12 protein-coding genes and 1 tRNA gene are annotated in these 14,441 nt (G+C 41.0%); 9 read left to right on the forward strand and 4 right to left on the reverse strand.

The window, feature by feature from the left end; translation table 11 throughout:
- Positions 1 to 57 precede the first annotated feature (57 nt).
- Complete coding sequence (locus CDG79_RS11990; RefSeq protein WP_094342338.1) at positions 58 to 1,371, reverse strand: IS701 family transposase; 1,314 nt, start codon at positions 1,369 to 1,371, stop codon at positions 58 to 60.
- A 360-nt stretch (positions 1,372 to 1,731) separates the two neighbouring features.
- Here CDG79_RS11990 and CDG79_RS11995 point away from each other — a divergent pair, with 360 nt between their 5' ends.
- The 3 genes from CDG79_RS11995 (at position 1,732) to CDG79_RS12005 (ending at position 5,102) form a co-directional block, all read left to right on the forward strand.
- Positions 1,732 to 3,216: a galactose oxidase-like domain-containing protein gene (locus CDG79_RS11995; RefSeq protein ID WP_094342339.1), complete on the forward strand. Its 1,485-nt coding sequence runs from the start codon at positions 1,732 to 1,734 to the stop codon at positions 3,214 to 3,216.
- Positions 3,217 to 3,280: 64 nt separating this feature from the next.
- Complete coding sequence (locus CDG79_RS12000; RefSeq protein WP_094342340.1) at positions 3,281 to 4,231, forward strand: hypothetical protein; 951 nt, start codon at positions 3,281 to 3,283, stop codon at positions 4,229 to 4,231.
- A gap of 688 nt (positions 4,232 to 4,919) precedes the next feature.
- Entirely contained in the window at positions 4,920 to 5,102 is a 183-nt protein-coding gene (locus CDG79_RS12005; RefSeq protein ID WP_094342341.1) for a CsbD family protein, read from the forward strand.
- A 245-nt stretch (positions 5,103 to 5,347) separates the two neighbouring features.
- Here the strand turns inward: CDG79_RS12005 and CDG79_RS12010 are convergent, their stop codons facing one another.
- Complete coding sequence (locus CDG79_RS12010; protein WP_094342342.1) at positions 5,348 to 6,442, reverse strand: hybrid sensor histidine kinase/response regulator; 1,095 nt, start codon at positions 6,440 to 6,442, stop codon at positions 5,348 to 5,350.
- A gap of 294 nt (positions 6,443 to 6,736) precedes the next feature.
- Between CDG79_RS12010 and CDG79_RS12015 the strand changes: the two genes are divergently transcribed.
- Positions 6,737 to 7,456, forward strand: coding sequence for a response regulator (locus CDG79_RS12015; RefSeq protein ID WP_094331395.1), 720 nt, complete (start codon positions 6,737 to 6,739; stop codon positions 7,454 to 7,456).
- A 124-nt stretch (positions 7,457 to 7,580) separates the two neighbouring features.
- Entirely contained in the window at positions 7,581 to 9,269 is a 1,689-nt protein-coding gene (locus tag CDG79_RS12020; protein WP_094342343.1) for an NAD(P)H-quinone oxidoreductase subunit 4, read from the forward strand.
- Between the two features lie 112 nt (positions 9,270 to 9,381).
- On the opposite strand, the gene CDG79_RS12025 is transcribed toward CDG79_RS12020, so the two are convergent.
- Both CDG79_RS12025 and CDG79_RS12030 read right to left on the reverse strand, forming a co-directional pair.
- Entirely contained in the window at positions 9,382 to 9,621 is a 240-nt protein-coding gene (locus CDG79_RS12025; protein WP_094342344.1) for a hypothetical protein, read from the reverse strand.
- Between the two features lie 69 nt (positions 9,622 to 9,690).
- On the reverse strand, positions 9,691 to 10,053 hold the full coding sequence (locus tag CDG79_RS12030) for a hypothetical protein (RefSeq protein ID WP_094342345.1): 363 nt from the start codon (positions 10,051 to 10,053) through the stop codon (positions 9,691 to 9,693).
- Between the two features lie 203 nt (positions 10,054 to 10,256).
- On the opposite strand from CDG79_RS12030, the gene thrB reads away from it, so the two are divergent.
- From thrB to CDG79_RS12050, 4 genes are all read left to right on the forward strand, one after another.
- Positions 10,257 to 11,171, forward strand: a complete 915-nt coding sequence (gene thrB, locus CDG79_RS12035) for a homoserine kinase (RefSeq protein ID WP_094342346.1) — start codon at positions 10,257 to 10,259, stop codon at positions 11,169 to 11,171.
- A 29-nt stretch (positions 11,172 to 11,200) separates the two neighbouring features.
- Entirely contained in the window at positions 11,201 to 11,710 is a 510-nt protein-coding gene (locus tag CDG79_RS12040) for a hypothetical protein (RefSeq protein ID WP_094342347.1), read from the forward strand.
- A 421-nt stretch (positions 11,711 to 12,131) separates the two neighbouring features.
- Positions 12,132 to 12,202: transfer RNA gene (locus CDG79_RS12045), tRNA-Cys, on the forward strand.
- A gap of 625 nt (positions 12,203 to 12,827) precedes the next feature.
- Positions 12,828 to 14,441 (forward strand): NAD(P)H-quinone oxidoreductase subunit 4, encoded by a 1,614-nt coding sequence (locus CDG79_RS12050; protein WP_094342348.1) that lies wholly within the window; start codon positions 12,828 to 12,830, stop codon positions 14,439 to 14,441.

Below are 14,441 nucleotides of genomic sequence, written 5' to 3' on the forward strand. Positions count from 1 at the left end.
ATTTGACACCAGTCAATAGTGAATCCTTAAAAAGTTATCCTTGATCCATCTCATGGTTTACCCCGAATCCACGGTTATATAACCTTGAAACTGATTCATTATTTTCATCAGTTTCTGGAATCCCAACTGGAAGTTAGTATTAACAAAAACGGCTAACCAGGGTTTGATTAGATTCCAGAATATATATGGTTGAATAATTAATCTTAAATTGTTCAAAGTGGACTTCCATCCCAAACTGAAATCCCACCATATATGGTTACTAAAATCTGCTGGTTCTATTGAAATTTGCGGTGAGATTGTTTCATTTTTGCTTTCGCTTTCCAATTTATTTCTAGCTTGAGCCTGCAAACTTACTAAAAAATAGGCGCTCATAACTAGCTCCCACCATTTTTCTATTTGCTGATAATTCGTCAGTCTAAAATCAGCCCATCCCAACTCATTCTTTCCTTGTTTAAAGGCATATTCCACCCAATTACGAAATCCATAAAGATTTCCTAATTTAACAGCCATATCACTTTTTAAATCGGTTTTTACATACCATGTCTGATTTTTTGGTAAATTATTTGGGTCAGTAGTGATTCGCCAATACGTTATCAGTCTAGATTCGCTTTCATTTATCTGTTGTATATATCTTTTTTCTGACTTTCCGTCACTAAATTTCCGCTCAAACTCTTGCCACACACTATACTTCGTCTCTTGGTCTGGCAAGCTAAACTCTCGATGATTACTTCTTATCGCTAATAAATAATGTTTTTTATGCTTGGACAACACAGCAATAAATGTTGGACTTTCGCCATACAAACTATCCGCTAAAACCAAATCAAAATTAAATCCAAGTTTGAGCAATGCTTCAATTATTTCAACTGCCAATTGTGGTTTGGTTTTATAGGCTCCTCCTACTTCAAGTCTTTTTCGTGGCTTATATATTAAAAATATTAAAGGAAAAGTCAAGTCTCCTAATACTCCATAAGCATTAACTGAGACAATTCCATTATCAACTTTTCCCAAGTTGCCAATATATTGTCTCGCAACGTAATCTGTGTGCTTCCCTTTCTTTTTATCTCCAGTTTCATCAATTACTAACTTAAATGAACGTCCCTCTAACATTAAGAGAGTCAGTTCTAAACGTCTGTTTTGTAAATCTTCTACTGACCAAGGTGAATTCGTAAGAAAGTTTTGCAGTGGTTGTGCATCGTGTAAACCTACTGCTTTCGCTATTTCTGGTAAAGATTTACGCTTTATATCAGATAACATCCCAGCATGAAGATGTTTAAAATTTTCAAATGTCCTGACTTCTGGAAACAAATCTCTATAGGCATCGCAGTACTGATCTACCACGGTGATCGTGGAGGTAGCCGTTCTTGAACCCAATTAAATACCCTTGCTAAGTTAAACTCTTAGTAACTAATTATACTCTCATGAGAGTAATAAAAGAGCGTTATGAGCAAAGGGAACTGACCCCTCAAACTTCTCTTTGTGTTTATGTATCGTATTAAAAGCATCATGCATCCTAACCTCAACAACCCAGTACAAAGATTAATTTATATGCTGTACAGCACAGATTATTAACAGAGTAATTACTATTAGCGCAAGGGATTTACTTTATCTTTTTATAAAAAACATCGCATCTTGACATTCAATAAACCTAAATAAGTATAAATATAAGTTTAGGAAGACATTACTTAAAAAAGAACAATAAAGAAAAATTACGTAGGAATAATTGTAAATAAAGTGACTCAACATAATAACAAAACCAACCTTCAAGAAGAAACAGATATAGGGACTTTCATCGCTCAGGCTACTACCACAGACAAATGGGAAGTATTGTCGTACAATGCCCCAATCCTACCCATACATGGCGCTCTACTTCGTACTGGTAAAGTATTCTTTTTCTGTGGCTCAGGTAACGATCCAAATCGCGTAAATAATCTCTATGACAGTGTGGTGTGGGATGTAAATAAGGGAACATTTACCCGTCAAGCGCCTCCATTGGATAGTAATAATAACCCTATTGACCTTTTTTGCGCCGGTCACTCGTTCACCCCTGATGGTATGTTGATGGTTGCCGGTGGAACTCTGCGCTACGATCCATTCTATGGTTCACCTTTTGCTGTAATGTTTGATCCCATTACCGAGAAATGGGTCAACAAACCATCAATGAATAATGGCCGCTGGTATCCTACTGTGTTAACACTAGGCAGTGGTCGGATATTAGCAGTGGCTGGGCTTGGTATAGATGGCAAGCTTAACAGACAACCAGAAATTTATTCTTCTACATTTGCAAATGGTTGGAACGCTTTTCCAATAACTAGTGCCTTACCGTCATACCCACATCTGTTTCTACTAAGTAATGGAAACATCTTTTATTCAGGTGCTCAGATGGGTGGCACTGGAGTGACACCAAGAATATTAACCCTGCCAGGGACATTTACACAATCCATTACAGAAAAAGTAGTACCAGGGCTGCAAGACCCAGCTTTCGGCGATCAAGCTGCCAGTGTGCTTTTACCACCGGCACAAAACCAAGCCGTCATGATTATCGGTGGAGGTAGTGCTACTGCGACAACAAACAGGGTAAATATTGTAAATCTAAAAGCTACTAACCCAACTTACGTAGGATCGAGGTTTCTAAAAAATGGTCGGAAGCATCTCAGCGCAGTTTTGTTACCCGATCGCACAGTGTTTGTTTGCAATGGTAGCAGAATGGATGAGAACACAGCACAATCAATGCTACCAGCAGAAATCTATAATCCAGTCACAAATTCCTGGACAGCAGTAGCTAAACAAAATATCCCCCGCGTATATCACTCTGTGGCCTTGCTCCTGCCAGATGGTAGGGTAGCCACAGCTGGGGGGAACCCTCAACGGAGAGTCGATGAACTGCGATTAGAAATCTACAGTCCTGCCTACATGTCGCAGTCACGACCAATTATTCAGAGCGCTCCTCAAGGATTGAGCTACGGGCTGCAATTTACGATTCAAACACCCCAGGCTGCGAATATTAAATGGGTTAGTCTAATTAGACCAATGGCAACTACCCATTCCTGCGATACAGAACAAAGGTTAGTGGATGTACCGATTAATTTTAGGAATGCTACTTCTCTCAATGTCACGGTAACAGACAATCGAAACATCGCACCACCAGGCTGGTACATGCTTTTTATTAGTGACAACAATGGGACACCCTCAGTAGCGACCTGGACGCGAATATCTTAGCCTTACCCGTTTAGGTTCAATACACAACTACTTAATAAAAGTCATTAATTCTTGGAGTGGAAATATGAATTACAAGCTCTCACGTCGGCGGTTTGGCCAGTTGGCACTTGCTGGAACTGTAGCATCTGGGCTTAGTTATCTAGGCAATAAAGCCTTTGCCCAAACACCAAGCTTAAATATTCCAAATTTAAATATTGTAGGTATAGGTTCTAGCTCTATCATCACTACTGACCAAACGGTTGTTCCAGAGGTAAACATCACTGAATCAGATGATAGCACTGCCCCAAATATTGTACCCACGGTTATTAAGCCCCTAGGACTTGTTTTGCAATCCTTAATTACAGGAAATTCTCAGGTACTTGGAGATAAAAGTACACCTTTATTAGAGCCTAATGAGATATTGAGTGGCTTCACTTCTTTAACCGATGGCACACTTGTTGTAGCCATTACTCCTGTTACGACTAGTAGAAGACAGGCGACATCGACTCGCATTACATTTTTGGGTACGCCTGTAAAAACTTTGATAGTCTCAGGACTTAAAAGGAATCAACAGCTTGGAAGCTTGCTAGGCACTATTGATGGGCGACTCATCGGTCTAGTAGGTAAAAAGAATGGTACACCACCCATTGTATTGGTAGATATTGACCTTCAAACAGGAGAGATAAGTCCTATTAGTAAGGTTAAATTTCCGAACGATGAGCGAGTCAGTAATCTAGCTGAGTGCCCAGATGGAAAACTCTATACGTCTTTACTTGGACTCAATGGTGATACAACATTGGTGCAGCTAGATTCAAATCCAAAAAAGCCGATCGGACTAGCACAATTGAAAGTTGATGATAAAGCATGGAATAATGGCCTACAAAGCTTAGTTTGCTCTGCAACAGGTCAGCTTCTTGCGTTTGGAGCTATGAGGTATGAGACACCCAATGCTGTATATAGTGTGGATAAGAATAGTGGAAACATGACTCGGTTACAAGACTTTGATACTACTCAGATTACGCTTGCTCGTAGTTAGAAGGGATTGAGCCAATACCCATATCTAGCAAAAAAATACCAAGCCCTCGTCTTATCTTGAGGGCTTTTTATTGGCCTTAACTCATCCCATAGCTTTTTGAGTCATTGGTCACTAGTACCAATAACCAATAATATCATGTCCGTTTAAGGACTGATCGTGAAGACCGCAGCTCTTGCTCGGGGCAGGGGGAAAGAGGGTTTTCCGATATTTAATTTTGTCCGTGGATGTGGAATATCTCTAGCACTATTTTTAATTGTCTAGTGCAAAATGTGAGCTACCAAACCTGACTTAAATCTAAAACAAAACCAGGTAACAACGGTTCACCGCTCAGTGTCTTAGGGTTATCTAATACCTCAACCGCAATATTAGGACGATAAATAAAAACTTGGCCACTTCTTAACCGCTAATTAAAACTACGTATCTGTAGTCTTGTCTAGCTGAGGTAGGAACTTATTTTATCTTAAGATATAAAAATAGAATTATTCTTTTCTATCTTTTGGATATTATTTAAATTCTCTAAGATGAATTTAACCTTTAAATAACTATATATAACGGACAACAATATTTTTAATAAAAACATCGTCAGATAGAAGAATTAAAACTTGTCTAAAAGTAATCTATAAACATTGCAATGCTTCATTAGCAAGCAATAACTAATCAATCATTAACATCCTTAGGAAAAAAGCAGATGAGTATTGAAGATAAAGCAAAAGCCTTTGCTAAAAACGTTGAAGGAAAAGTACAAGAAGCGATTGGCGAAGTAACTGGCAACCCTAACGATAAAGCTGAAGGTAAAGCTAAACAAGCCGAAGCTCAAGTCCGCCACACTGCTGAAAATATCAAAGATGAAGTAAAAAAGACTTTAGAATAGGCTGAACTTAATTTAGGAAGAAGGTTTAGGTGAAATAATTATTTACTGAACCTTCTCGCTTTCTTAAATCTGTGTCTTATCTCTGAAGGGGCGACACGCGCCTTATATTCCAACTGGTGCAAAGGTTTAACCGAATTATGGTAAAAAAAGATAGGTCACTCATTGTCAAGAAGACCTACCTATTGAAATAGTGTTCACAGATTTTGTCTATGAACACTATTTCTGGTGGTAAAATGTCCCCACTTTTAGTTTTCGCTTGCTACAGGTAGACGGATAGTGAATCTACTACCCTGCCCGGTCTCAGATGTCACATCAATTGTGCCTTGATGTGCTTCGATAATGCAACGAGATAGATATAATCCCAAACCACTACCAGAACGCTGGTGTTTTCCTTGGCGAAATCGCTCAAATAATATTGCTTGGTCTTGTTTAGAAATTCCTGGGCCTGTATCTTGGATATCAATAGTCACATTTGCCGGAGTGAGATGACAGTGAATATCTACAGAACCTTTGTCTGTAAATTTGATAGCATTGCCGATAATATTTGTTAAAACTCGCCGCAGTTCTACGCGATCGGCCATGACAGTGATTGTAGTTTCACCTCTATCAATATTTGCAGTTAATCCTTTTTCCTCAGCTAAGGGAGTTAATTCTTGGAAAACTTCACTAACTAATTCCTGAATATTGCAGGGAGAAATTTTTAAAGTTTTACAGCCTGCTTCATGACGATAAACTTCTAGCAAAGTATTTACCATTTCTAGCAGGTCTTGATTACTGCCAATCATGGTATCAATTATTTCTTGTAATTGTGGCGAAACTTCGCAAAATCTGCCTTCCAGCAATAGTTTTAAGACGCGGTTGGAGGCTACTAGTGGTATACGTAGATCGTGAGTAAAACGCGAGACAAAATCAGCCCGTAGGTTAGCCATCTGATCTCGTTCGTCGATGCTATGCTTGAGGCGCAGGAGCGATCGCACTCGTGCATGTAGTTCATCAGGATCGAATGGTTTACGAATAAAGTCATCTGCACCAGCATCAAGTCCTTCCACAACGCTAGACTCATAGTGAGCCGTCAGCAGCAGAATAGGGATAAATGGCAACGCCTGGTTCTGTCGGATGCGTCGAGTAAATTCATAGCCATCGAGTTCCGGCATCATCACATCCAAGAGAATTATGTCTGGCGGTGACTCTTCAACCATAGCCAGAGCAATTTTACTATCTTCTACCAAGCTAATTTCATAGTCCTCATCTTCTAGGACAGCTTCTAAGACTAGTAGATTATCAAAAATATCATCGACAACGAGAATTTTATCTTTTTTGACAGTTTTACTTAAAGACATGGCTAAATAAAAAAAGAAGTGCTTGGCTATCCCTAGCAAATCTAGTCATAGCTTACATCACCAGCGCTAAGATGAATTAAGGATTCAGATTTTCCTTTCAAGTTTGCTGAATTATATTGTTATACCAACACTCTTGCCTTAGAAAGGCTTACAAGATAAGGTTATTTATGTCTAATGGTAGATGAAATTCAGTAAATAATACCAAGAGCATTGCTTTTTGTATAAGATACCGAATAGAAGAATGAGATTATTTTAATCTGTACTTGAGATAGATAACAGTAAAATTAAGCAACTATGAGTGAAATCAAAATCCTCGTGATTGAAGATCACAATCTGACGAGAATCGGTTTACGGTCTGCCTTACAAACCCAGCCAGAGTTTAACATTGTTGGTGAAGCAGCCAATGCAGCCGATGGCATCAAGCTTCTGAAAAGTCTCAAGCCAGATGTTGCTACTATTGACATCGGTTTGCCTGACATGGATGGGATTGAGCTAACACGCACGTTTAGACAGTATCAAGCAGAGAACGAAGACTACACAACAAAATTGCTAATCTTAACGATGCAGAATAGCGAACAGGCAGTTTTAGCAGCATTTGCAGCAGGTGCAGATTCTTATTGTATGAAGGATATCGAAACGGAGAAACTAGTGGAGGCTGTGCAAACAACTTATGCAGGTAGCTCATGGATCGATCCGGCGATCGCAGACCTTGTACTACAACAAATACGTCAAGATTTCCCTGACGGTAACAGGGGAGCATCTGGAAAAAGAGTCTTGATTGAAGGTATTGACCCAGATACTGAGAAAAGTATAGTCAGCTATCCTTTAACTCATCGGGAAATGGATGTTTTAGAGTTGATTGTCGCTGGATGTGACAATGCAGAAATTGCTAAAAGGCTCTATTTAACAGTCGGTACTGTCAAAACTCATGTTCGGGGTATTCTCAATAAACTCTGTGTTGCTGACCGGACACAGGCTGCTGTCCGTGCTTTGCGGGCTGGATTAGTACCGTAAATATACTTACTGTTAGTTTTTTTCGGTCAAAAGTATCACCTGTGCAAAGATTCATTAAGAAATTGTTACACAGTTTAGTAAAATGACATAATTGACGAACAAATAAGTATTTTTCCTCATATACATGATAGCGGATCAATTTCCCTGGCTTACCGCGATTGTCTTGCTGCCACTCGTTGCCTCCTTGCTCATCCCTGTGCTACCTGATAAAGATGGCAAACGCGTGCGGTGGTATGCACTGGGTGTAGGTATTGCAGACTTTGCCCTGATGTGTTACGCCTTTTGGAACCATTACGATGCTAGCAGTGCTAGTTTTCAAATGGTTGAAAATTATGCCTGGATGCCTCAGTTAGGTTTAAACTGGGCGGTATCAGTTGATGGACTTTCAGCGCCACTTGTGCTGCTAGCAGGATTTGTCACCACACTCTCGATTTTTTCAGCTTGGCAAGTCGATCGCCGCCCCCGCCTCTTCTATTTTTTAATGCTGGTGCTGTATTCAGCACAGGTAGGGGTATTTGTTGCCCAAGACTTGCTGCTATTTTTCATTATGTGGGAAGTAGAACTGATTCCCGTCTACTTACTAGTCTGCATTTGGGGTGGGCAAAGACGGCGTTATGCGGCTACAAAATTTTTGTTGTACACCGCAGCAGCTTCTATATTTATTTTGGTGGCAGCCCTGGCGATGGGGTTATATGGCGGTGGTGATATGACATTTGACATAATCGCCCTCGCCAAGAAGGAATATCCCCTTGGTCTACAACTGCTACTTTATGCAGGATTGTTGATTGCATTTGGTGTCAAACTTGCTGTTTTCCCCATGCATACCTGGTTGCCTGATGCCCACGGCGAAGCATCCTCTCCTGTGTCCATGATATTAGCTGGTGTGTTGCTGAAGATGGGTGGATATGGACTAATTAGGCTGAATCTTGAACTACTCCCCGATGCACACATTTACTTTGCACCTGTTCTAGCCATTCTGGGTGTTGTCAACATTATCTATGGTGCATTAAACTCTTTTGCTCAGACAAATATGAAGCGGCGTTTGGCTTATTCGTCGATTTCTCACATGGGGTTTGTACTGCTTGGGATTGCCTCATTTACTGATTTGGGAATCAACGGCGCGATGTTGCAGATGATTTCGCATGGTTTGATTGCATCGGTGCTGTTCTTCTTGGCTGGCGTTACTTACGATCGCACCCACACAATGGTAATGAAAGATATGGGCGGTGTTGGTCAAGCTATGCCCAAAGTCTTTGCCCTATTTACAATTGGGGCGATGGCATCCCTAGCACTTCCCGGTATGAGTGGCTTTGCTGGCGAACTATCGGTATTCGTTGGGATGACAAGCAGTGACGTTTACAGTTCGACTTTCTGCACCGTCACAGTTTTTCTCGCCGCCGTTGGAGTCATCCTCACACCGATTTATCTACTTTCCATGCTGCGAGAGGTATTCTATGGTAAGGATGCAGCACTGCTATGCGACATTAATAATGCAGGTTTGGAAAATCAAGAAGATGACGGAACAGTTTGTTTTGGTACAGACTGTCTCGTACCAGAAGATGCAATCTACGAAGATGCTAGACCCCGTGAGGTATTTATCGCTGCCTGTTTTCTGTTGATGATTATTGGTATTGGTTTCTATCCCAAGATGGCAATGCAGATGTACGATGTGAAGACCGTTGCAGTCAATGCTAATCTTCGCCAGTCTTATGCCATAGTCTCGCAAAGCAATCCCCAGATTTATGCTAAGGGACTCTTGGTTCCGCAAATTTCCGAGGTTGAGGTAGCGCCCGTTTTGGGAACTTTGAAGTAATCTTTTTGACCAATAGACTTGTTAAAAATAGCGAACTCTAGGTATCTTTCTGAGGAATAACAGAGTATTGATAGTCTATCCACAGTGATAGGCTATCAATCCCAAATCATTCTCAGGATGCCCAAGATGTTTTTTCTGGAAAAGCTCCTTTTTTCCAATTTTGCCAAACCTTTACTGCTGCTCTTTGAAAAAATGCCTGCGAGTTCTGCTCTGGAGTTTCTTGAAGTTCCTTAATTTCTCCACTCAATTTATCTATCCATAAAGAGCCGAGACGATCTTCATGTGGGCCAAAGCGGTAAGTAACGCCGGTCTCATCCTCCTTTTCTTTTAGAATCAATACGTAAAAAGCCATAACAGATTAATGTGGTCTTTAAAAGTTAGATACTTTAGTTTTAACTCATTTGAGTTATGCTCATGTTACTTAGGGACTCCACAAACGGCCAGAGCGTTCGGTAGCGTCATGAGATGTACGGTAGTTAGTATGGAAAATGCCTTCAAATCTCGATTCAAAGTATTCATGTTCCAGTAGTCTCAAATCTTCAGGGTTAAAATTACCTCGCTGTAACCTGATCCAGGCATCTGCTATATCTGGATCAGGACTAAAGCGATTAAATCCAAGATCGTAATCCAACTGGTGTTCATCATAAAATAAATGTTTTTTGATCCGTCGAATGCGAAACTCTGCCCATCCAGTATTACGTGCAATCACTGCTACATCGTCAGCATCACGAATAGCATCATACGCCTCAGGAGCATACTCAAGAAAGCGCTTTAAATATTCCATTTATTAAAATTAGTTAATATAAATAGTTAATAATATATAAACCGATAATAACATTATTTTTAAATCATTAGGTAAAAAAATAGATTAATAAAATGTAAACACTCAGATGGGTATGCAAACTACTACAACAGATGATTAGCATCACTAATAAACAAATTAACCCTTTACATGGGATGCTAGTTGATGATTACTGAGTTTTTCCCATGTCTGTTGTTTCTACCATCACTGTTACCGTTCCCGCCACAACTGCTAATTTGGGGCCTGGTTTTGATTGCATTGGTGCAGCTTTAAAGCTGTACAACGAGTTCAAGTTCACTCGCATAGAAGAGGGTGGACTAACTATTCATGTCACTGGTACTGAAGCTGAACGTGTCCAAACTGATGAGAACAATCTCCTCTACCAAGCGTTTGTCAAATTCTATCAACATATAGAGCAGACACCGCCGACTGTGAAAATAGAGATTAAGTTAGGTGTCCCGTTGGCGCGGGGTTTGGGTAGTTCGGCCACAGCAATTGTTGGTGGATTAGTTGCGGCTAATCAACTTGAGGGTACGCCGATGAGTCAGTCGCAGGTAATGGAATTAGCGATCGCAATAGAAGGACATCCTGATAATGTAGTTCCAGCTTTGTTGGGAGGATGTCGTCTCGCTGCTACCAGTGGCGCAGGTTGGGAAATTTGTGATGTTCCCTGGCATAAAGATGTTGTACCAGTTGTGGCTATTCCTGATTTTGAACTTTCCACTTCAAAAGCGCGGGGCGTTCTCCCAACTGAAGTAAGTCGCGCCGATGCGATTTTCAATACAGCACATTTGGGGTTATTGTTGCGCGGCTTGGAAACTGGTAACGGACAATGGTTAAAGACAGCTTTGCAAGATAGATTGCATCAGCCCTATCGTAAAGCTTTGATTCCTGGTTATGATGCTCTCAACATTGCAGCTGTTAGTGCTGGTGCTTATGGTATGGTGATTAGTGGTGCGGGGCCGACACTGTTAGCTTTAGCGGATAAATTACACTCAGAGGCTGTGGAAACGGCGATGTTAGCTGCCTGGCAAGAAGAAGGAATTACAGCCGAGGTGCGATCGCTCTCTCTTGATACCCAAGGCGCAAAAAGCTTTTAATATTTTACTCAGCACTTAAAACTCGATTTATGGAGCAAACTCAGGCTGAAATAGCGGCACTTAACTCTCAAATTCAGATTCTTTTAGAAGAACGCGCTACACTCACTATTAATAATGTAATCTCTAGCGAGGGTGATTCACCCCAGGCAATGGTGGAAGCATATCGCCGTCAAGCCAGGGAAAATGCCCAATTATCAATTGAACTCCAGGGCATCGATGCTGCGATCGCCGCCCTAGAAACCCAGATCAAGCAAAAACAAGGTAAGTTAGTGCGATCGCAAGTTGCATCAAAAGAACTTATCCAACAGCAACAGCTAGAAGAAGCAAAAGAACTGGCACAGGTTCATGCTCAACGCATTAATCAACTAGCAGGTGAATTGGCAACAGAAGTCCGTCTCCTTAAACATTGTGCTAATGAACTGAGTCCAATGTATTGGCGGATTTATTACAAACCGTTCATTACTGGGTTCAAGACAATCTCCGTTCCTTATGTCCGCTCTGATGGGGAAGTGTGGACAATTGTCAACCGGATTGTTTAATGCCAGCATTTCTAAACTAGAAATACTTTACTAACATTGACTTTTTCAAGAATCATTTGATATGACAAGACAGTTGCTAAAATCGTCCATATCAAGAGACTTGAACCTATGACGCAAGATTTTGCACTTTTAAAGCGGGGCAGTTGCTAGAGGAGTGGGGGCACAAGGTTTCTCAGTCAGCTGTGCAATAATTGGTATCGGGCATTTTTCCCAGTGGGAGATGAGGCGAGAAAGTTCAATGCCCTAGCGATCGCATTTTCGGGGGTGGAAATAGAGGATGCTTTACAAAGCTATTAATTATCAATGCCAACTTATCTGTACCTCGCAATCTTGTGGTACTATTGTAAAACTGACGCTATTGGCTAATCTTCAGCTGTCTAAGCTATCAAGCGGTAAGCAGAAAGGCTTGATAATGTCATGTGGCGGCATAGCCAAGTGGTAAGGCAGAGGTCTGCAAAACCTCCACCCCCGGTTCAAATCCGGGTGCCGCCTTTTTAACAAATTATTTGTCACTAACCCTTGTTTTGCAAGGGTTTTGTCGTCTATTATAGCAAATCAAAAGCAGCTAAAACCCGGAAGCATCCCTTTTTGGCAGATATACCAGATAAAAATTTCTGGAGCGCAGTGGAAAGTTGACAACGTTAATTCAATACTTTCTGTTCGTTGTGCTTACCTTAACGGAACACTCGCTATTTGATGTTTTCGCTAAAGAGGGATGCTCCCGTCCTAATACAGATAGACTTTGATATCGTTTTGCTTGGTATATTGCCATAGCTGAATTTCAGCCATTTTTGAACACTTGGTGTATTTTCCTTACCCTGCATAGGTTTGAGGATTGTTTCTACCTCAAAAATGTTCTATAGAATGTAACGAAATTGTAATGGTGGCTTTAGCTAGCGTTTTTTATTGACGTAGCAAAAGTTTACATTTAGAATTGAAACGGTAAAAATCGATAAGTATTTATTCTTATTTACTCTGAAGATATAACATTTTATGAGTATATGTTCCTATCAATATTAAAAATTTAATCTTTTAAAGATAAACAATGTTTACAAAAGTAAAAATTACTTAATATAATGTAACTATAAGCGAAAAGGCAGATTGATTGTCAGAAGTGATGAATGCTATTGAATTTCCCTGGTTAACAGCCATAATCCTCTTACCCTTGGTGGCTGCCTTAGCCATCCCCCTGATCCCAGACAAAGAAGGTAGAACTGTTCGGTGGTATGGTCTGGGAGTTGCGATCGCCGACTTTGCACTGATGATTTGTGCCTTTTGGTATAAGTACGACTTTCAGAGTTCAAGACTCCAATTTGTAGAAAACTATCCTTGGATACCGCAATTAGGTTTGCATTGGGCTGTGGGGGTTGACGGTTTATCGATGCCCTTACTGCTTCTAACAGGCTTAATAAATACTCTCGCAATATTCGCGGCTTGGAAAGTTACCACCAAGCCGCGATTATTTTATGGTTTGATGCTAGCGATGTACAGCGCCCAACTTGGCGTATTCGTCGCCCAGGATTTGTTATTGTTCTTCTTAATGTGGGAAATCGAGTTAGTGCCGGTTTACCTGCTGATTTCCATCTGGGGAGGACAAAATCGCCGTTATGCAGCAACTAAATTCATTCTTTACACTGCCGCCGCATCAATATTTATCTTGATTGCCGGTTTTGCAATGGCATTCTCTGGAGATACCGTCACCTTCGACATGGCGACTCTGGGAATGAAAGAATACCCCAAAACCTTGGAATTGTTGGTTTATGCAGGTTTCTTAATTGCCTTCGGTGTGAAGTTACCCATTTTCCCCTTACACACTTGGCTACCTGATGCCCACGGTGAAGCATCTGCGCCCGGTTCGATGATTTTGGCTGGTGTGTTATTAAAAATGGGTGGTTATGCACTCATCCGCTTCAATGTGGAAATGTTGCCCAATGCCCATGTTACTTTTGCCCCAGTGCTGGCAATTTTGGGTGTGGTTAACATTGTCTACGGTGCTTGCTGTGCCTTCGCTCAAACCAATCTCAAACGGCGCTTGGCTTACTCTTCAATCGCCCACATGGGGTTTGTGCTGATTGGGATTGCCTCTTACACAGAACTAGGTATCAGCGGTGCAGTGTTACAGATGGTTTCCCACGGGTTGATTGCTGCTAGCTTGTTCTTCCTGTCTGGCGTGACTTACGATCGCACCCACACCTTGATGATGGATAAAATGGGCGGTATGGCCAAGGTAATGCCCAAAACCTTTGCTCTGTTTACCATTGGTTCAATGGCTTCTCTCGCCTTACCCGGAATGAGTGGTTTTGTGGGTGAGTTGATGGTATTTCTCGGTATTGCCACCAGTGATGTTTACAGTTCCAGCTTCAAAATTGTAGTCGTACTGCTGTCAGCAGTGGGCGTGATTTTGACACCGATTTATTTACTATCGATGCTGCGTCAAGTATTCTACGGCGACCAAAGTCAAGAGTTGCACTTGGATGCTGTAATATCTGATGTTAAACCCCGCGAAATATTTATTACCGCTTGTTTGTTGCTGCCAATCATCGGAATTGGTTTCTATCCCAAATTAGCAACGCAGACTTATGATGTGAAGGCAGTGGAATTAGCTGCCCATGCTCGTCAAGTTCTACCAGTTGTTGCTCATCAGCAACCGTCAAGTCTGTACTCGCAGATTTTTACAACACCAACATTGGCTAATTCTCAAATTGAAAGTTCGATTAACATTTCTGAGTAA

Source organism: Nostoc sp. 'Peltigera membranacea cyanobiont' 232 (assembly GCF_002245985.1).
GTDB lineage: Bacteria > Cyanobacteriota > Cyanobacteriia > Cyanobacteriales > Nostocaceae > Nostoc.

What these genes read in the sequence shown, in the direction of transcription:
- CDG79_RS12000 (WP_094342340.1), top strand. Translation starts at nt 3,281, where the DNA reads ATGAATTACAAGCTCTCACGTCGGCGGTTTGGCCAGTTGGCACTTGCT.
- CDG79_RS12005 (WP_094342341.1), top strand. Translation starts at nt 4,920, where the DNA reads ATGAGTATTGAAGATAAAGCAAAAGCCTTTGCTAAAAACGTTGAAGGA.
- CDG79_RS12010 (WP_094342342.1), bottom strand. Translation starts at nt 6,442, where the DNA reads ATGTCTTTAAGTAAAACTGTCAAAAAAGATAAAATTCTCGTTGTCGAT.
- CDG79_RS12015 (WP_094331395.1), top strand. Translation starts at nt 6,737, where the DNA reads ATGAGTGAAATCAAAATCCTCGTGATTGAAGATCACAATCTGACGAGA.
- CDG79_RS12020 (WP_094342343.1), top strand. Translation starts at nt 7,581, where the DNA reads ATGATAGCGGATCAATTTCCCTGGCTTACCGCGATTGTCTTGCTGCCA.
- CDG79_RS12025 (WP_094342344.1), bottom strand. Translation starts at nt 9,621, where the DNA reads ATGGCTTTTTACGTATTGATTCTAAAAGAAAAGGAGGATGAGACCGGC.
- CDG79_RS12030 (WP_094342345.1), bottom strand. Translation starts at nt 10,053, where the DNA reads ATGGAATATTTAAAGCGCTTTCTTGAGTATGCTCCTGAGGCGTATGAT.
- thrB (WP_094342346.1), top strand. Translation starts at nt 10,257, where the DNA reads ATGTCTGTTGTTTCTACCATCACTGTTACCGTTCCCGCCACAACTGCT.
- CDG79_RS12040 (WP_094342347.1), top strand. Translation starts at nt 11,201, where the DNA reads ATGGAGCAAACTCAGGCTGAAATAGCGGCACTTAACTCTCAAATTCAG.
- CDG79_RS12050 (WP_094342348.1), top strand. Translation starts at nt 12,828, where the DNA reads ATGAATGCTATTGAATTTCCCTGGTTAACAGCCATAATCCTCTTACCC.